Consider the following 17,153-nt stretch of genomic DNA (forward strand, 5'->3'; position numbering starts at 1 on the left):
CGCGAATCAGCTGGTCAGGAGCGCCCCGCGCCGCCACACGGCGGCCGTGAGCGGCACGCCCGGCCGGTAGGCGAGGTGCGTGACCGAAGGCGCTTCGAGCGCCTGAAGGTCCGCCCGCGCACCCGGCCGGATCACGCCGACGTCGTCGCGCCGCAGCGCCCGGGCCCCGCCCGCCGTCGCCGACCAGACGGCCTCGTCGATCGTCATCCGCATCTGCAGCACCGCCGTCGTCACGCAGAACGCCATCGACGTCGTGTACGAACTGCCCGGGTTCGCGTTGCTGGCCAGCGCCACCGTCGCGCCCGCGTCCAGCAGCCGCCGCGCCGGCGCCAGCGGCTGTCGCGTCGACAGGTCGCACGCGGGTAGCAAGGTCGCGACAGTGTCCGAAGCAGCGAGAGCCTCTACGTCGGCTTCGCTCAGGTACGTGCAGTGGTCGACACTCGCCGCACCCAGTTCGACGGCGAGCCGGACGCCCGGCCCCTCCCCCAGCTGGTTCCCGTGCACCCGCAGGCCGAGCCCGCGCTCCCGCGCCGCCTTCAGCACCCGTCCGGATTGCGCCTCGTCGAAAGCGCCGGTCTCGCAGAACACGTCCGCCCACCGCACCAGCGGCGCCACCGCGTCGAGCATGTCGCCGCACACCAGGTCCACGTACGACTCGGCGTCCGCACCCGGCGGCACCAGGTGCGCGCCGAGGAACGTGACCTCATCGGCGACCTCGGCGGCGATCCGCGCCGAACGCGCTTCGTCTTCGACGTTGAGCCCGTAGCCGGTCTTCGTCTCCAGGCACGTCGTGCCCTGCTTCGCCGCTTCGTCGACGTGACGCCGCAGGTTCGCCGCCAGCTCCTCGTCGGACGCCGCGCGCGTCGCGCCGACGGTGACCGCGATGCCACCGGCGCTGTACGCCTTCCCGGCCATCCGCGCCTCGAACTCGGCCGTGCGGTCCCCGGCGAAGACGAGGTGCGTGTGGCTGTCCACCCAGCCGGGCAGCACGGCCCGGCCGTCGACGTCGATCCGCTCGTCCGCGTCAGGAGCGTCGGATGCCGAGCCGACCCAAGCGATCCGCTCGCCTTCGATGACGACGGCCGCGTCGTGCGGTTTGCCCAGCTCGGCGTCGTTCGTGGTGAGCTCGCCGATGCCCGTGATCAGGACTGCCACAATGCCTCGATCTCCTTGGCCAAGACCGTTTCCGGTTTCTCGATCAGCTGGTGCGCGCCGCCACGGACGATCTCACGCCCGGCCACGACGACATCCCGGACATCCGCGCCGGAGGCGGCGAAGACCACCCCGGACGGCTCGATCCCCGCGGTCCGCACCGAACCGAGATCGACCGTCACGAGATCAGCGCCCGCTCCGGCGGCCAGTTCACCGACCTCATCCCAGCCGATCGCGCCGTGATCCGTCGCAGCCCCGAGCAGTTCCTCCGCGGTGAACCGGCCGCGCTGTTCGCTGGAGAGCCGCTCGTTCAGCTCCAGCGCCCTGGTCTCCTCGAACGCGTCGACCACGGCGTTGCTGTCGCTGCCGACACCGAGCCGCACACCGGCGTCCAGCAACGTCCTCGCGGGGCCGATGCCGTCGCCGAGATCCCGTTCGGTCGTCGGACAGAAGCACGCCCGGCTGCGGGCCCCGCCCAGCCGTTCGATGTCGAGCCGCGTCAGATGCGTCGCGTGCACCGCGGTGAGCCGTGCGCCGAGCACGCCGTGGTCGTGGAGCAACCCGGTCGGTGTCGAGCCGTAGGCCGCCAGGCACTGCTCGTTTTCCGCCCGCTGCTCGGAAAGATGGACGTGCAACGGGCGTTCGGCAGGCGTCCCCTTGTCCACTTCGGACAGTTGCTCGGCGGGAACGGCGCGCACCGAATGGATCGCGCCGCCCACCCGGAACGTCTCTTTCTCCCGCAATTCGCCGACACGCTGTGCCCAGTTCGCCGCCGAACCGTCGGAGAACCTCTGCTGCACTTCATCGGGTTCGACGCCGATTCCGCCCGCGAGATAACAGGTGTCGAGCAGGGTGAGCCGGATCCCTGCTTCCTCGGACGCCTGGCGCAGAGCTTCGCCCATCGCGTTCGGTTCGGCGTACGGCTTCCCGCCCGGCGCGTGGTGCAGATAGTGGAACTCGCCGACACTCGTGTACCCGGCCAGCACCATCTCCGCGTAGACCCCACGGGCCAGGCGGTAGTACGAATCCGGGTCGAGCCGGGACGCGAGCGAGTACATCCGCTGCCGCCAGGTCCAGAACGTCCCGCGGTCATGGTGCGTCCGGCCCCGCAGCGCGCGATGGAACGCGTGCGAGTGCCCGTTCGCGAACCCGGGCAGGGTCAGTCCCTTCAGGACGGTTCCGGCTCGGGGCGCATTGGCCGTCACCGAAGCGATCTCGCCGCCCACGACCTCGATCCGGACGGCCTCCGAAATCCCGTCCGGCAACCAGGCCCGCTCGCACCAATATGTCGTCATGTCGACAACTTCTCCAGAACCTCCGCGAGTGCGCGGGCCCCGTGGTCGACGTCTTCGGCCTCCGAGAACTCCTCCGGGGAATGACTGATGCCGGTGGGGTTGCGCACGTAGAGCATCCCGGACGGGACGAATCCGGCGAGGATCGCCGCGTCGTGCCCGGCGCCGGTCGGCAGCTCCGGCGGGCCGCCCAGCCAGGTGCCCAGATCGCGCCGCAGCGTGTCATCGAAGATCACGTCGTCCGAATAGGACTCGCGGGAAACCGTGACCTGGCAACCCTCCTCGCGCGCCGCCTCTTCCGCGGCCTTCGCGATCTCGGCGACCAGTTCGGGCGTGCTCGTCCCCGGCACCCGCGCGTCCAGCCAGAAGTCCACAGTGGACGCGATGACGTTGGTGCCGCCGGGGACCGGCACGAGCCTGCCGACCGTGGCCCTGGCATCGGCCGTCGCCTTCGCCAGCCGCCGGACGGCGAGGACGGTTTCGGCGGCCGGGATCATCGGGTCGCGGCGATCGCCGATCAGCGTCGCTCCGGCATGGTTTCCCTGACCTTGGAAGGAGAATCGCCACCGGCCGTGCGCGATCACCGTGTTGCCGACGGCGACCGGCGAACCGAGGTCGATCAGGCCGCGGCCCTGCTCGACGTGCAGTTCGAGAAAACGCCCGATCAGCCCGAGCCGCTCGGAATCACGGCCCACGCGTTCGGGATCGAGCCCGGATTTCGCGGCGGCTTCGGCGAACGTGACACCGTCGGGGTCGCGCAGTCCCCGTGCCTTGTCCGCGTCGATGGTCCCGGTCAGCAGCCGCGAGCCGAGGCACGGTACGCCGAAGCGGCCACCCTCCTCCTCGGCGAAGACCACGACCGCGAACGGCTTGACGGGACGGAAACCCTTGGCCTGCAGGACTTCCACCGCGTCAAGCGCACTCGCCACCCCGAGCGGGCCGTCGAAAGCGCCACCACCGGGTACCGAGTCCAGGTGGCTGCCGGTGACGACGGCGTCCGGACCGGGGGTTCCCCACCAGGCCCAGATGTTGCCGTTACGGTCGGTCTCGACGCCCAGCCCGAGCCGTCCCGCGCGCTCGACGAACCACGCGCGCAGCTCGGTTTCGCCCGCATCGAAGGCGTGGCGGGAATAGCCGCCGCGCTTCGGGTCGCGGCCGACGTCCGAAATCTCCTCCAGCAGCGAGGACGCGGTCACTCGGCGTCCCGCATCGGCACCCGCACGCCGCGCTCGTCCGCGACGTCGGCGGCGCGGTCGTAGCCGGCGTCGACATGCCGGATGACGCCCATGCCCGGGTCGTTGGTGAGCACGCGCTCGAGTTTCTGCGCGGCCAGCAGGGTTCCGTCCGCGACGCTGACCTGGCCGGCGTGGATGGAGCGGCCCATGCCGACGCCGCCGCCATGGTGGATCGACACCCAGCTCGCGCCGGACGAGGTGTTGACCAGCGCGTTGAGCAGCGGCCAGTCGGCGATCGCGTCGGAACCGTCGGCCATGCCCTCGGTCTCGCGGTACGGCGACGCGACACTGCCCGAGTCGAGGTGGTCGCGGCCGATGACGACCGGCGCCTTCAGCTCGCCACTGGCGACCATCTCGTTGAACCGCAGGCCCGCGAGGTGCCGCTCGCCGTAGCCGAGCCAGCAGATCCGCGACGGAAGCCCTTGGAAGGCGACGCGTTCCCCGGCCAGCCGGATCCAGCGCGCGAGGGATTCGTTCTCCGGGAACAGTTCCAGCATCGCGCGGTCGGTCGCCGCGATGTCCTCGGGGTCACCGGACAGCGCCGCCCAGCGGAACGGGCCGTTGCCTTCGCAGAACAGCGGGCGGATGTAGGCGGGCACGAAACCGGGGAAGTCGAACGCGCGCTCGCAGCCGCCGAGTTTCGCCTCTCCGCGCAGGGAGTTGCCGTAGTCGAAGACCTCGACACCCTTGTCGAGGAAGCCGAGCATCGCGTCGACGTGCGCGGCCATCGACTCACGGGCGCGGTCGGTGAACTCTTCCGGCTTCTTGGCCGCGTAGTCCTGCCAGTCGTCGACGCTCACGCCGGTGGGCAGGTACGAGAGCGGGTCGTGCGCGGAGGTCTGGTCGGTGACGATGTCGACGTCGACGCCGCGGCGCAGCAGTTCCGGCAGTACCTCGGCGGCGTTGCCGACCACGCCGACGGACAGCGCGCGCTTCTCCTTCTTCGCGGCCTCCACCCGGCGGATCGCGTCGTCGAGATCGTCGGCGACCTCGTCGAGGTAGCGGGTTTCGACGCGGCGGTGCGCGCGCTGCGGGTCGCATTCGATGACGAGCGCGACGCCGTCGTTCATCGTGACGGCCAGCGGCTGCGCGCCGCCCATGCCGCCGAGGCCGGCGGTGACCGTGAGCGTGCCCTTGAGGCTGCCGCCGAACCTCTTCTTCGCGATCGCGGAGAAGGTCTCGTAGGTGCCCTGCAGGATTCCCTGCGTGCCGATGTAGATCCAGGAACCCGCGGTCATCTGGCCGTACATCGTCAGGCCCTGTGCTTCCAGGCGCCGGAATTCCGGCCAGGTCGCCCAGTCGCCGACGAGGTTCGAGTTCGCGATGAGCACCCGCGGCGCCCATTCGTGCGTGCGGAACACCCCGACCGGCTTGCCGGACTGGACGAGCAGCGTCTCGTCGGCTTCCAAAGTGGTCAGTTCGCGGGTGATCGCGTCGAAGCTGGCCCAGTTGCGGGCGGCCTTGCCTGTTCCGCCGTAGACGACCAGGTCTTCGGGACGCTCGGCGACCTCGGGGTCGAGGTTGTTGTGGAACATCCGCAGCGCGGCTTCGGTCTGCCAGTTCTTCGCGGTGAGCGTGGTGCCTCGGGCGGCACGGACCGTGCGGGACATGGGCTCAGACCTCCAGTTCGGCCGCGGCGAGGACGGCACCCGACGCGACGAGTTCTTCGGCGGCGGCGATCTCCGGCGCCAGGTGACGGTCGGGGCCGGGGCCCTCGACCTTCGTACGGACCAGATCCAGGACCCGGCCGGTGACCGGCGACGGGACCAGCGGCGCGCGCATGTCCAGCGCCCGCGCGGCGGTGAGCAGTTCGATGGCGAGGACGGTGTTGAGGCCCTCGACGGCCTTGCGCAGCTTGCGTGCGGCGGACCAGCCCATGGAGACGTGGTCCTCCTGCATGGCGCTGCTCGGGATCGAGTCGACCGACGCCGGCACCGCGAGGCGCTTGAGTTCGCTGACGATGGCCGCCTGCGTGTACTGGGCGATCATGTGGCCGGAGTCGACACCCGGGTCGAAGGCGAGGAACGGCGGCAGGCCGTGCGAGCGGTTCTTGTCGAGCATCCGGTCGGTGCGGCGCTCGGCGATGCTGGCGACGTCCGCGAGCGGGATCGCGAGGAAATCGAGCACGTACGCGACCGGGGCGCCGTGGAAGTTGCCGTTGGACTCGACGCGGCCGTCTGCCAGCACGACCGGGTTGTCCACCGCGGAGTGGAGTTCCCGCTCGGCGACGAGTTCGGCGTGCGTGAGGCTGTCCCGCGCGCCGCCGTGGACCTGGGGCGAGCAGCGGAGCGAGTAGGCGTCCTGGACACGGTTGCAGTCCGGACCGCGGTGGCTCTCGACGATCTTCGAGTCCTGCAGCGCCTTCCACATGCGCTGCGCGCTGAGGGCCTGCCCTGGGTGCGGGCGCAGCGCCTGGAGATCGGCGGCGAAGGCGCGGTCGGTGCCGAGGAGCGCCTCGACGCTCATCGCCGCGGTGATGTCGGCGGTGTCGAGCAGCTTGCGGAGATCGGCCGCGGCGAGCAGGAGCATGCCGAGCATGCCGTCGGTCCCGTTGGTGAGGGCGAGACCCTCCTTCTCCGCCAGAACGACCGGTTCGATCCCGGCGTGCTTCAGCGCTTCACTCGCCTGGACGACTTCGCCGTTGTAGGTGACTTCGCCCTCTCCCATCAGCGCGAGCGCGACAGCGGCCAAGGGCGCGAGGTCGCCGGAGCAGCCGAGAGAGCCGTACTCGTGGACGATCGGGGTGATCCCGGCGTTCAGGAGAGACGCAAGCGCTTGCGCGGTCTTCGGACGCACGCCGGTGTACCCGCTGGTGAGGGTGCGGAGGCGCAGCAGCATCAGCGCGCGCACGACCTCGGTCTCGACGGCCGGGCCCGCGCCCGCCGCGTGCGAGCGGATCAGCGACCGCTGAAGCGCGGTACGGCTCTCGAGCGGGATGTGCCTGGTGGCGAGCGCACCGAAGCCAGTCGAAACGCCGTACGTCGGCGTCTCGGCGTGGGCGAGGTTGTCGATGTGCTGACGCGTCGCGGCGAGATTCTTCTCGGCCGCTTCGCTGACCGCGACGGGCGAGTGGTCACGGGCGACCGCGACGACCTGTTCGGGTCGAAGCGGTTCGGACCCCAGAAGTACGGTTTCCGGCATGACCCCATTGGACAACGCCATGCCCGCTGGTGGGCGGCCCCAACCGGTGGTTGTGTCTGGTATCCAAGACAGAGTGCCGGGTGCGGAAGAGAGCAGGGGACCTTTGCTACCGCTTGCTTAGCGTCCCTAAGGAAGCGGTAGCAAAGGTCCCCTGCTCCCCCGGGGTCGGGTGAAGAGGAGGTCGTGATGGGTCAGAGCAGCGAAGTCCCTGCGTTGCGACGCGGTTTGGGCATCCTTCGCGCGCTCGCCGCCCGGCCGGGTCCGGTGTCCGCGGCCGCGATCGCGCGCGAACTGGACCTTCCGCGCTCGACGACGTACCACATGCTCGCCGAACTGGAGGACGCCGGTTTCGTGGCGCATCTGCCCGCCGAGCGCCGCTACGGGCTCGGTATCGCCGCGTTCGAACTCGGCTCTGCTTATTTGCGGCACGACCCGCTGGAGCGGCTCGCCGCTCCACTGCTGCGCAAGCTCGTCGACCGCGCCGGGCACACCGCACATCTCGGCGTGCTGCATGGCAACGAGTCGCTCTACCTGCTGAAAGAACGCCCAACACGCCCGGAAACCCTGGTCACTGAGGTCGGCGTCCGGTTGCCGGGCCAGCTCACGGCGTCGGGAAGGGCTATTTTGCGGCATCTGCCGTCGCCGCACGTGCGAGCTCTGTTCCCGGCCGCGTCGGCATTCGTGCTGCGTACCGGCCGCGGCCCGGGCACCCTCGCCGATCTGCGCCGCACACTGAACGCGGAGGGCAGGCTCGGCTGGGCGGTCGAAGACGGCCATGTCACCGAGGGGTTCGCCTCGGTGGCCTGCCCTGTCTTCGACCACGGCGGGCGGCCGTTGGCCGCGATCAGCGTGACCCTGCGCCACCTCTGCCCTGGAATCGAAGGGTGTGAGGAGACCTGGCCAGACCTGGCCGAAGAGGTCCGCATGACCGCGGCCGAACTGACCACCCGGATCGGGGGTCAGGCGCGCTGAGCGTGCCTCTTCTGAACTCCCTCGAGCCCGAGCATCGCCAGCAGTTCCGCACAGTCGAGGGCGTCCGAAGCATGCCCGGCGACGGTTCGTGCGGCTCTGCCGTTCTGCAGGGTGAGGCGGACTTCTTCCTCCGCGCGCACACCTGCCATCCGGCTCTGGTCTTCTGCGGGATCGGGACGACTGGAATGCCTAGCCCAGGTCATCTGCCACCTTCTTCCGGCCCTCCGTCGACTCGGGGTCGGTTCGAAAGAGGGCCATGGTCGGACACTTAGCATGACATCCCACCCCGTCACTGTTCCCGGCGCGGGTGAATTGAGACGAAAATGACCTTGCTCCTACTACTGTCCGTGATTGAAAAAGGACTCAAGTCGCATGTTGAACGGCTTGCCGGTATCGGGTACGAGATGACCCATTCCCGGCACGACAGCCCGCCGCGCGCCGGACCGCGCCGCGATCTCGTCGGCGATGATCTCGTACTCCGGCCGATGTCCGCCGGTGACCGCGAGCATCGGAAAATCCGCCGAAGCCAGCAGGTCGAGCGGCAGATCCGCGTCACCCGGCGGCCGCATCCCGATCAGGGCGCGGGCGCCGCGCCCCAGCGTCCCCGGCACCGGATCCGGAACGGGCAGCGGCACCCCGGCGAGCGGAAAGAAGGCTTTGAACACCTCCTGGGGATCATCCAACGGGCCCTCAAGGAACTTCCTCAGCTCGGCGTCCCACGCGTCGACGACCTCGTTCCCCCTCACCACCCCACTCGCCGGCGGTTCGACGACGGTGAGTGTCCGCACCATCTCGGGCCTCCGCGCGGCCGCGAACATCGCGACGATCGCGCCGTAGGACAAGCCGACCAGATGCGCGGGCTCGCCGAGCACCTGTTCCGCGATCAACTCGGCGTCGACCTCGAAGTCCTGCACGCCGTCCGGCGATTTCCCGTGGCCGAGACGGTCCGGCGCGAGCAGCGTCCACCGCTCGGTCAGCGGCCGCTGAGCCCGCCACGCCTCTCTGCCGCCGAGCAGCACCCCGTGCACGAGCACGACGTTCGGCCCTGAACCCCACCGATGCACATGAAGCCGCATGCCTCGAAGGCTATCCCGGAGGAATTCCTGATTCCTGCCTTGAAAGGCAGTCAAGCGGGTCGGCCTATGTCCTCAGGTGCATGGTGTTGCGTTTCGGTGTTCTGGTGGGGTCGAGGTAGGTGGGTGCGGTGAATTCGGGGAGCCCGTCTTGGGCTATCCGGACTTTCCATTCGCTGTGGTGGATCAACCGATGGTGCTTGGTGCATAAGAGCACGAGGTTGTCGATTCTGGTTTCGCCGTGGTGCTGCCAGAAAACGATGTGGTGTGCGGTGCAACGCGGAACAGGCATGTCGCAGCCGGGGAACGCGCAGCCGCCATCACGGATGGTCAACGCATATTTCTGCGCCAACGACACGGTGCGTTTCGAGCGCCCGATGTCCAGCGGTTCCCCGGCGGCGCCGAGAACACCCGGCCGGACGCGGGCGTCGCAGGCAAGGACCCGGGCGTCGGTGGCACTGATCGGCCCGACCAGGTCGAGATGGGCTGTACCGAGATCGCTGATCAGGTCCTCGTAGGACATCGTCACGAGGATGTGGGTGGCTTCACCTGCCTGCCCCGGAAGATTCCGGCTGGTGGTCTTGAGTCGCACATAGTCAGCGAACGCATCCCCATAACGCTCATCCTGACCACGAGAGTCCCGGACACCGTCGATGGCTTTGTGCGGTTTCGCCATCGGGTCGAGGTCTGATTTCAACCGTGCATAGGTTTCGAGGTCAAGAGTCGCGGCGAGGCCGAGGGTGCCGTTGCGGTGCTTGATGAACCGCAACTCAGGTCGCGTGTCCTTCGGATCCTCGTTGCGGGGTTCTTTGCCGTCGGGGTCGAGGGTGTCCAGCAGACGACGCCCGGCCTGGGCGATCGCCCGAGGACCGGAGTGACGAGCGAAGTCGACCAGAGTCCTCTCACCTTTCCGCACCGCCTCCGCGGGCACGGTGGACGGGATGCGATCCAAGGTCCGGATGATCGCGTCGATCTGACCGCCACCGATCGCACCCTCCGCAGCCGCCGAAGCGGTCAACGGCGCCAACGGAGGTGTGGGATCCCCGAAACCGGGCCCGGGATGCAACGCGAGCACCCGATCCGCCCGCAACTTCGCTTCCGCCTCGGACACATGAAAATCCTGCCCGATCAACGCCGCCAACGTCGAATGACCACTGCACCCACGAATCCCGCGCGCATTCAACTCCGCCAGAATCGCATACTGCTCCGCATCCAACTGGCGCTTCAGGACTTCGAGTTCCTGCTTACGGGCATGCAGCGCCGCAGCATCGGCACGCCACCACTCGGTGCATGTCGACGGGGAACTGTTTTCGCTGGCCACAGCCTCGACATTACACCTCATTCGAACGCCTGTACTACTACCATTTCCGTAGCTGACGCACTTGACCCATTTCACCCGAAAGTGGATCGACATGCGGCGAATCGACTGCAGCGAGTGGCAAATACGGGACGGAGTACACCCTTCGCGGAAAGCTGGGGCCTACGTAGGCCCCTTCGGACACTTCGCGGGCAGCACCTCGAAGCCGTAACACTCGCAGCCACGACAACGACCCTTACCCGAGCCATGGACCACCGACGAGTACTGGGACGGCCAATGCCTGAGACCTTTGCAATGGACCGCGTCGACCGCATCTCCGACATCCTTTACGGAGTCGCATCCGGCGAGGGGCTGATCCAGTACGCACCCCTGGGCAGGCGAGTCGGCGTACGCCCTGATCACCTCGGTCAGTTCCTCGACCGGACATCGACTCGTGCCGCAGATCGCAACGAACCGTTGTGGAGCGCGCTCGTCGTCTCGAAGGAGAGCGGCCAGCCCAGTTCGGGCTTCTATTTGCTGGCCAAACGACTTCGGACCGAGTATCGCGATCTCGACACCCAGTCCCTGTGGAAGCAGGAGCTGCAACGCTGCTACGACGCGGCGCGTTCCGCATGAGAGAGCGGCCCCACCCTTGAAGGATGAGGCCGCTCTCGAACGGTGGAGGTGCCGGGAATTGAACCCGGGTCCTCTGGCATATCATCAGGACTTCTCCGTGCGCAGTCCGCTATGTCTCTACTTGGCCCCTTCAGTCACGCGAACAAGCTGAAGTGACGAGCCCAGCCACTGTTTGATTCCCAACCGAACCCCGTAGCCGGATCCGGCGGTGAGCCTCCTAGCTGATGCCGGTGACCGGGTCGGAGGCGACCCCGGACCGACAGAGTTGCTCTACTGCTTAGGCAGCAAGGGCGAACTCGCGCTGGCTCTTAGGCTCGGCGCTTATTGGTTTGCGATGACGCTTACGGTGGTCTCTCGCCTGCACCGGCACGCTTCTCCTGAATCAACGTCCAAAGTCGAAACCGTTCACCCCCTCGTTGGGACAACAACCTCCACAGCATAACGCGGACGGCAAGCGGGTTAGTGCCGGCGGGTGGGGCTAGCCCCACCGGTGAGATGCCCGCGGGCACCATGTCGTCGAACCCCCGGTGAGGGCGATGCTGGTCTCCTCGCATCAGAGAGGAGCACGACCATGAGTTCGCTAGCGGCCGAGCGGGAGTTGAGCAGGTCCGATCCGTCGTTCGGCGGCTCGCTGGTCTACCTGTTGATGAACCTGCCGATGGGCGTCGTGGCCTTCGCGCTGCTGGTGTCGTTCATCTCGCTGGGCGTCGGCACTCTGGTCGTCTGGCTCGGCGTCGCGGTACTGGCGCTGGTCGTTCTCGCGGTGCGCGGCGCGGCCCGGATGGAGCGGGCCAGGGTGTATGCCCTGCTGGACCGCTACATCGACCTGCCGTACCTGCCCCTGCCCGCCGGTAGCCAGTCCTTGCGCTGGAAGGCACGGCTGAAGGACCGCTCGACCTGGCGCGACCTGAGCTACTTCTTCCTGCTGTTCCCGCTCGGGATCATCGAGTTCGTCCTGGTCACGGCGTTCTGGTCGACCAGTCTCGGCCTCGCGGGCCTGCCGATCTACTACCGCTTCCTGCCGAACGGCGAATACCGCTTCCCGACGTGGGAAGTCCCGTGGTTCACCGTCGATTCGACGGTGTCGGCGCTGCCTTGGGCGGCTCTCGGGGTGCTGTGTGTCGCGCTCTCGGTAGCGTTGACGAAGGCACTGGCGGGCGCACATGCCCGGCTGGCGAAGGCGTTGCTCGGGCCCACTCATGCCCAGCGCCGCCGGCTGGAGGATTCTTGGGACGGGGTTCCGACGATGAGCACGGTGAACGGATGACGATCGACCAGCAGGTACAGCAGGTGGATATTCCGCGACCGCGGCCGCTGAGGTCGATCGTCTACATGATCGTCAGTTTCGTCTTCCGCCTGCTCCAGTTCGTCTTGATCGTCGTCGGCCTGGCGGTCGGCATCGCGACGGTGGTGGTGTGGATCGGCTTTCCGATCCTCATGGCCACGACCAACTTCATCCGCTGGTCCGCGGATCGGGAACGGGGCTGGGCGCGAACGATGCTCGACGCTCCGCTGCAGCCGGTCGAGCGCCTCCCCCTCGACGGGCTCCCGCTGGTCAAGCGCTGGCTGACCCGGCTGACCGACGCGACGACGTGGCGGGATCTCGCCTACCTGATGGTCGCGTTCCCGCTGGCCTGTGTGGAGCTCCCGATCGCGCTGGCGTCGATCGTGCTGCTGCCGATGGCGATCTGGGTGACGCCGTGGCTCGCGTGGCTGCACGTCAATCTCGCCTACTCGCTGCTCGGCCCGAACCGTACCCAGAAGCTCGAGAAGAAGGCCGAACGTCTGCAGGCGTCCAGGGCCCGCGGCGTGGACGCCGCCGAAGCCGAACGCCGCCGCATCGAACGCGACCTGCACGACGGCGCGCAGCAGCGGCTGGTCGCCGTCGCGATGAGCCTCGGCCGGGCGAAGTCGAAGTTCGACCACGACCCGGACGCGGTGCGCGACCTGATCGACGAGGCCCATCTCGACGCCAAGCTCGCGGTGTCGGAACTACGCGACCTCGCGCGGGGCATCTACCCGGCCGTGCTCGGCGACCGCGGGCTCGACGCCGCGCTGTCCGCGCAGGCCGCGAAGTCACCGATCCACGTCGACGTCCAGGTGGACGTCGAGCCGCGGCCGCCCGCGGCGGTGGAGACGACGGCGTACTTCATCGTCGGCGAGACGCTGACCAACATCGCGAAGCATTCGGGTGCGACCGAAGCGGGCGTGAAGGTGTGGCGCACCGACGCGATGGTGATCGTCGAGATCACCGACAACGGGCACGGCGGCGCCGAAGTCCGGCCGGGCGGCGGTCTCGCCGGCCTCGCCGATCGGGCGGCCACGATCGACGGCGTGATCACCGTCGTCAGCCCGGCCGGCGGCCCGACGGTGATTCGCGCGGACCTGCCGTGCCAGTGGTGACCCACTCGTGAGTGAATAGGCTCTGCCGTTCATTCACGACGCTGGGGGCAGAATGCGGGTTGTCATCGCCGAAGACGCGGTTCTGTTGCGCGAGGGGGTGATCCGGCTACTCGCCGACGAGAACATCGAGACCGTCGCGGCCGTGGACAACGGTGACGACCTGCTCGGTGCCGTGAAGGAGCATAGGCCCGACCTCGCGATCGTCGACGTGCGGATGCCGCCGACGTTCACCGACGAAGGCCTGCGCGCGGCGCTGGGTGCCCGTGAAGCCATCCCGGGCCTGCCTGTCCTCGTGCTCTCGCAGTACGTCGAAGAGAGCTACGCCGTCGAACTGCTGTCCGGCGGGGCTGGGGGCGTCGGCTACCTGCTCAAGGAGCGCGTCGCCGATGTCGGGGACTTTCTCGACGCGGTGAAACGGGTCGCCGGCGGTGGCACGGCCATCGACCCGGACGTCATCGCGCAGCTGATGGCACGGGGGCGCAAGAACCCGCTCGACGCGCTCACCGCTCGCGAGTCCGAGGTGCTGGGGCTGATGGCGCAGGGCCTGTCGAACACCGCGATCGCGAATTCGCTCGTCGTTTCCCACGGCGCCGTCGAAAAACACATCGGGAACATCTTCTCGAAGCTCGGTCTCGAAGCGAGCGCCGTGGAACACCGCCGAGTCCGGGCGGTACTCACGTATCTGGGTCGCTGACCTGCAAAAAGAGAGCAAGGGACCTTTGCTATCACTCTCCGGGAGAGAGTGATAGCAAAGGTCCCTTGCTCCGTTCCGACCACCCTGAGTGACATGCGATGACGCATCGTCGACAGCCTGTCACCCATTCTGTGGGCAACAACAGCACAACGCCTCACTTAACATGGGCAGACTGTGTAGCGGAACGACCCGAGAAACCGAGGAGGACCCATGACCGAACGGCCCTCCCGCTGCGCGCGCTTCTTCGGCGGCCCCCTCGACGGCCGGGTCCAGGAACTCGGCGATACCGAGCCGGTCGCGGGCACCGTCCTCAAGCACGTCCACCTCCACGACGGCCCGAAGATCGAAACCCGCTACGAACTCGGCCGCGTCGACGACGGCTGGGAGTTCCGGCTGTGCGCCGCGCCGGTTCCGGAGCCGGCGGTGCGGCCCGAAGCGGAGCCCGACGGCGTCTGCGAGTCCTGAAGGTAGGGAAAACTCCACCTTCGAAGGTCCGAAAACAGGAAGACGGATACGGCGGTCCGCACCGCTGTTTCCGCGGTCGTGAAGCACCAGGCTTCTCGACATGCACACGAGCCAGAAACAGGGCCGGGACCGGTTCCTCGACATCGTCCGAGCGGTCGCGATCCTCGCGGTCGTCGTCCAGCACTGGGGCATGCCGGTGCTGTCGTACGCCGACGGCCACCTCTCCACGGGCAACGCGCTCGCGACGCCCGGTTGGTGGGTCATCACCTGGGCCTCTCAAGTGATGCCCCTGGTCTTCTTCGCCGGTGGCGCCGCGAACCTGATCTCGCTCGGCCGCGCGACGAGTTCCCGCGCCTGGCTCGCGGCCCGGCTCAAGCGCCTGATGGTGCCGGTGCTCCCGCTCGTGGGCGTCTGGCTCTTCGTCCCGGACATCCTGCGCGGCATGGGCATCCCGGAGCAGCCGCTGCAGGTCGGCGGCGCGATCGCCGCGCAGCTGCTGTGGTTCCTGGCCGTGTACGTGCTCACCGTGCTGCTCACCCCGATGATGGCCGCCGCGCACCGCCGCTGGGGCCTCAAGGTCCCGCTCGCGATGCTGGCCGCCGCCGTCCTCGTCGACGTCGCCCGCTTCAACGACCTCGGCCTGATCGGTTTCGCGAACGCCGTCTTCGTCTGGGTCGCGGTGCACCAGCTCGGTTTCCACTACACCCAGGGACGGCTCAACTCACTCGGCCGCGGCGCCGCACTCGGCATGTCCGCCGCGGGCTTCGGCATCACCGCGCTGATGGTCGCCTTCGGCCCGTACCCGGCCAGCATGATCGGTATGCCCGGCGCGCCGGTGTCGAACATGAGCCCGCCGACCGTGCTGCTGGCCTTCCTCGCGATCGGCCAGATCGGCCTCTTGCTGGCCTTCAGGCCGCAGCTGAACGCCTTGGCCGCCCGCCCGAACCTCGACACCGCACTGCGCTGGATCGGCCCGCGGTTCATGAGCGTCTACCTGTGGCACATGCCGGCGCTGATCGTCGTCTCCGGTGTCGCGGTCTACGGCCTGGGCTACGAGACCCCCGAACCGGGTTCCGTGCTGTGGCTGACGATGGTCCCCGCCTGGCTCGGTGTCTGCGGTCTGGTGCTCGTCGGCCTGCTGCGGCTCTTCGACCGCTTCGAGATGCAAGGCTCCGGCCCGGCGCCCACCGCGCACACGCCTCAGCTCGTCCTGGCCGGCCTGCTGATCTCCGGTGGGCTGCTGGGGCTGGCCGCGCACGGCTTCGCCCCGCTGAGCGACGGGCTCACCCAAGGCCCGGCACCGTGGGTGGCGCTGGCGATGGCCGGTTACTTCCTGGCGGGCAAGCAGATCGCGGTCGCGGACGTCGGGACGCGGCTGCTCGGCCGCGCCGTCTCGGTCGTCGAGGTGGCGCAGCTCAAACGCTGAGCAGTTTCGCGGGGGTGTCGTGCAGCACCGCCCGCAGGAACGGCTCACCCAGGCGATCGTCGGCTGCCCAGCCGGCGATCGCCTGCAGCTGCGTGGCGTAGGAGTACGGGATGTTGGGGAAGTCGGTGCCGAGCACGATGCGATCGGAGAACTCCGCCAGCAGATCCGCCCAGTCCGGCGGGAGCGGGTTGCCTCGCAGCGAGAACTCGACGCCGACCATCGTGGTGTCGAGATGCACCCGCGGATACTTCCGCGCCAGCTCGAACGCGAAGTCGATCTCCGGCATCCCGGCGTGGGCGAGCACCAAGGTCAGATTCGGGTGCCGCACGAGGATCTCTTCGAACAGCCGCAGCCCGGTATAGGCGCCCGGGAGCGGCCCGTGTCCACAGTGGACGACCACCGGCACACCCGCGTCGGCGAGCGCGCCCCAGACACCGTCCAGGTACTCGTCACGCGGGTCGTAGGCGCCGACCTGGACGTGTGCCTTGAAGCAGCGGGCACCCGCGCGCAGGGCTCCGTCCACAACGGACAGCGCCGACGGCTCAGGATAGAACGTCCCCGTCGGGACGGCGTCCGGGACCCGCTCCGCGAACTCCAGCGCCCACGTCGTCAGCCATTCGGCCATACCGGGCTTGTGCGGATAGACCAGCGGCGCGAACTTGCGCACACCGAACGAACGCAGGGTTTCGATCCGCTCCTCTTCCGAAGTGCGGTAGTACACCGGCCAGGCCATGCCGTAGTGCTCCTCGGCCTGGTCGAAATAGGCCCACACCTTGTCCATGACCGGCTTCGGCAGGAAGTGCAGGTGGATGTCCACGAGCCCGTCGATGCCCAGCGACGAGATCCAGTCCGGGATCTCGGTGTCCGACGCGGGCCCATGGATCACTCGCTGTACCGGCCCTTCAGCGCCCGGCCCATGGCCCGGCTGATGGTGCGGTCCGCGTCCCGCTTGGCGATGTCCTGACGCTTGTCGAAGGACTTCTTACCCTTGGCCAGCGCGATCTCGACCTTGACCTTGCCGTCCTTGAAGTACATCGAAAGCGGCACCAGGGACAGGCCGCTCTCCTTGGTCTTGCCGATGAGCCGCTCGATCTCCTGGCGGTGCAGCAACAGCTTCCGGGTGCGGCGCGGCGTGTGGTTCGTCCACGTGCCCTGCACGTACTCCGGGATGTGCACGTTGCGCAGCCAGACCTCGCCGTCGTCGACCGTGGCGAACGCGTCGGCCAGTGATGCCCTTCCTTCACGCAGGCTCTTCACCTCGGTACCGACGAGCACCAGACCGGCTTCGTAGGTATCGAGGATGGAGTAATCGTGCCGAGCCTTGCGGTTCGACACGATCACCTTGTGACCACGTTCTTTGGGCATAG

17 protein-coding genes and 1 other RNA gene are annotated in these 17,153 nt (G+C 68.4%); 7 read left to right on the top strand and 11 right to left on the bottom strand.

Translation table 11 applies throughout. The features are described 5' to 3' along the window. Positions 1-6: 6 nt before the first annotated feature. Genes hutI through hutH form a run of 5 tightly spaced genes read right to left on the bottom strand, consistent with a single transcriptional unit; the run spans position 7 to position 6,820 of the window. Positions 7-1,155, bottom strand: a complete 1,149-nt coding sequence (gene hutI / locus ACLJRL_RS26615; RefSeq protein ID WP_410659004.1) for an imidazolonepropionase — start codon at positions 1,153-1,155, stop codon at positions 7-9. Beyond that, positions 1,143-2,447 (bottom strand): formimidoylglutamate deiminase, encoded by a 1,305-nt coding sequence (locus tag ACLJRL_RS26620; RefSeq protein WP_410659005.1) that lies wholly within the window; start codon positions 2,445-2,447, stop codon positions 1,143-1,145. The genes hutI and ACLJRL_RS26620 overlap by 13 nt, the downstream gene beginning before the upstream one ends. After that, the gene (locus tag ACLJRL_RS26625; RefSeq protein WP_410659006.1) at positions 2,444-3,640 is read right to left on the bottom strand and encodes an allantoate amidohydrolase; all 1,197 of its coding nucleotides are present in this window, start codon (positions 3,638-3,640) and stop codon (positions 2,444-2,446) included. Before ACLJRL_RS26625 ends, ACLJRL_RS26620 begins: the two co-directional genes overlap by 4 nt. Next, on the bottom strand, positions 3,637-5,289 hold the full coding sequence (hutU, locus tag ACLJRL_RS26630; RefSeq protein WP_410659007.1) for a urocanate hydratase: 1,653 nt from the start codon (positions 5,287-5,289) through the stop codon (positions 3,637-3,639). Before hutU ends, ACLJRL_RS26625 begins: the two co-directional genes overlap by 4 nt. A 4-nt stretch (positions 5,290-5,293) precedes the next feature. Beyond that, the gene (hutH, locus tag ACLJRL_RS26635) at positions 5,294-6,820 is read right to left on the bottom strand and encodes a histidine ammonia-lyase (protein WP_410659008.1); all 1,527 of its coding nucleotides are present in this window, start codon (positions 6,818-6,820) and stop codon (positions 5,294-5,296) included. Positions 6,821-7,006: 186 nt separating this feature from the next. Here hutH and ACLJRL_RS26640 point away from each other — a divergent pair, with 186 nt between their 5' ends. Beyond that, positions 7,007-7,792 (top strand): IclR family transcriptional regulator, encoded by a 786-nt coding sequence (locus ACLJRL_RS26640; RefSeq protein ID WP_410659009.1) that lies wholly within the window; start codon positions 7,007-7,009, stop codon positions 7,790-7,792. Here ACLJRL_RS26640 and ACLJRL_RS26645 read toward each other — a convergent pair. The 3 genes from ACLJRL_RS26645 to ACLJRL_RS26655 all read right to left on the bottom strand — a co-directional run bounded on the left by ACLJRL_RS26645 (position 7,780) and on the right by ACLJRL_RS26655 (position 10,186). Next, the gene (locus tag ACLJRL_RS26645; RefSeq protein WP_410659010.1) at positions 7,780-7,995 is read right to left on the bottom strand and encodes a hypothetical protein; all 216 of its coding nucleotides are present in this window, start codon (positions 7,993-7,995) and stop codon (positions 7,780-7,782) included. The two genes, ACLJRL_RS26640 and ACLJRL_RS26645, sit on opposite strands and share 13 nt — an antisense overlap. 135 nt (positions 7,996-8,130) lie before the next feature. Next, positions 8,131-8,868 carry an alpha/beta fold hydrolase gene (locus ACLJRL_RS26650; protein WP_410659011.1) on the bottom strand — a complete coding sequence of 246 codons (738 nt, stop codon included), beginning with the start codon at positions 8,866-8,868 and terminating at the stop codon, positions 8,131-8,133. Positions 8,869-8,932: 64 nt separating this feature from the next. Beyond that, positions 8,933-10,186 carry a DUF222 domain-containing protein gene (locus ACLJRL_RS26655; RefSeq protein WP_410659012.1) on the bottom strand — a complete coding sequence of 418 codons (1,254 nt, stop codon included), beginning with the start codon at positions 10,184-10,186 and terminating at the stop codon, positions 8,933-8,935. 291 nt (positions 10,187-10,477) lie between these two features. Between ACLJRL_RS26655 and ACLJRL_RS26660 the strand changes: the two genes are divergently transcribed. Then, positions 10,478-10,798 carry a hypothetical protein gene (locus ACLJRL_RS26660; protein ID WP_410659013.1) on the top strand — a complete coding sequence of 107 codons (321 nt, stop codon included), beginning with the start codon at positions 10,478-10,480 and terminating at the stop codon, positions 10,796-10,798. A gap of 40 nt (positions 10,799-10,838) precedes the next feature. On the opposite strand, the gene ssrA is transcribed toward ACLJRL_RS26660, so the two are convergent. Further along, positions 10,839-11,211, bottom strand: a transfer-messenger RNA (tmRNA) gene (gene ssrA, locus ACLJRL_RS26665). A gap of 158 nt (positions 11,212-11,369) precedes the next feature. Here ssrA and ACLJRL_RS26670 point away from each other — a divergent pair. The 5 genes from ACLJRL_RS26670 to ACLJRL_RS26690 all read left to right on the top strand — a co-directional run bounded on the left by ACLJRL_RS26670 (position 11,370) and on the right by ACLJRL_RS26690 (position 15,786). After that, positions 11,370-12,065 (top strand): sensor domain-containing protein, encoded by a 696-nt coding sequence (locus ACLJRL_RS26670; protein ID WP_410659014.1) that lies wholly within the window; start codon positions 11,370-11,372, stop codon positions 12,063-12,065. After that, the gene (locus ACLJRL_RS26675; protein ID WP_410659015.1) at positions 12,062-13,201 is read left to right on the top strand and encodes a sensor histidine kinase; all 1,140 of its coding nucleotides are present in this window, start codon (positions 12,062-12,064) and stop codon (positions 13,199-13,201) included. The genes ACLJRL_RS26670 and ACLJRL_RS26675 overlap by 4 nt, the downstream gene beginning before the upstream one ends. 52 nt (positions 13,202-13,253) lie before the next feature. Continuing rightward, positions 13,254-13,895 carry a response regulator gene (locus ACLJRL_RS26680; RefSeq protein ID WP_410659016.1) on the top strand — a complete coding sequence of 214 codons (642 nt, stop codon included), beginning with the start codon at positions 13,254-13,256 and terminating at the stop codon, positions 13,893-13,895. 210 nt (positions 13,896-14,105) lie between these two features. Beyond that, positions 14,106-14,360 (top strand): hypothetical protein, encoded by a 255-nt coding sequence (locus tag ACLJRL_RS26685; protein WP_410659017.1) that lies wholly within the window; start codon positions 14,106-14,108, stop codon positions 14,358-14,360. Positions 14,361-14,460: 100 nt separating this feature from the next. After that, positions 14,461-15,786, top strand: a complete 1,326-nt coding sequence (locus ACLJRL_RS26690; RefSeq protein WP_410659018.1) for an acyltransferase family protein — start codon at positions 14,461-14,463, stop codon at positions 15,784-15,786. Here the strand turns inward: ACLJRL_RS26690 and ACLJRL_RS26695 are convergent. Together ACLJRL_RS26695 and smpB are read right to left on the bottom strand one after the other, a co-directional pair. Beyond that, positions 15,776-16,672, bottom strand: coding sequence for an amidohydrolase family protein (locus ACLJRL_RS26695; RefSeq protein ID WP_410659019.1), 897 nt, complete (start codon positions 16,670-16,672; stop codon positions 15,776-15,778). The genes ACLJRL_RS26690 and ACLJRL_RS26695 overlap by 11 nt on opposite strands. Beyond that, positions 16,669-17,151, bottom strand: coding sequence for an SsrA-binding protein SmpB (gene smpB / locus ACLJRL_RS26700; RefSeq protein ID WP_410659020.1), 483 nt, complete (start codon positions 17,149-17,151; stop codon positions 16,669-16,671). Before smpB ends, ACLJRL_RS26695 begins: the two co-directional genes overlap by 4 nt. Positions 17,152-17,153: the final 2 nt, after the last annotated feature.

Source organism: Amycolatopsis sp. lyj-112, from assembly GCF_046549055.1.
GTDB lineage: Bacteria > Actinomycetota > Actinomycetes > Mycobacteriales > Pseudonocardiaceae > Amycolatopsis.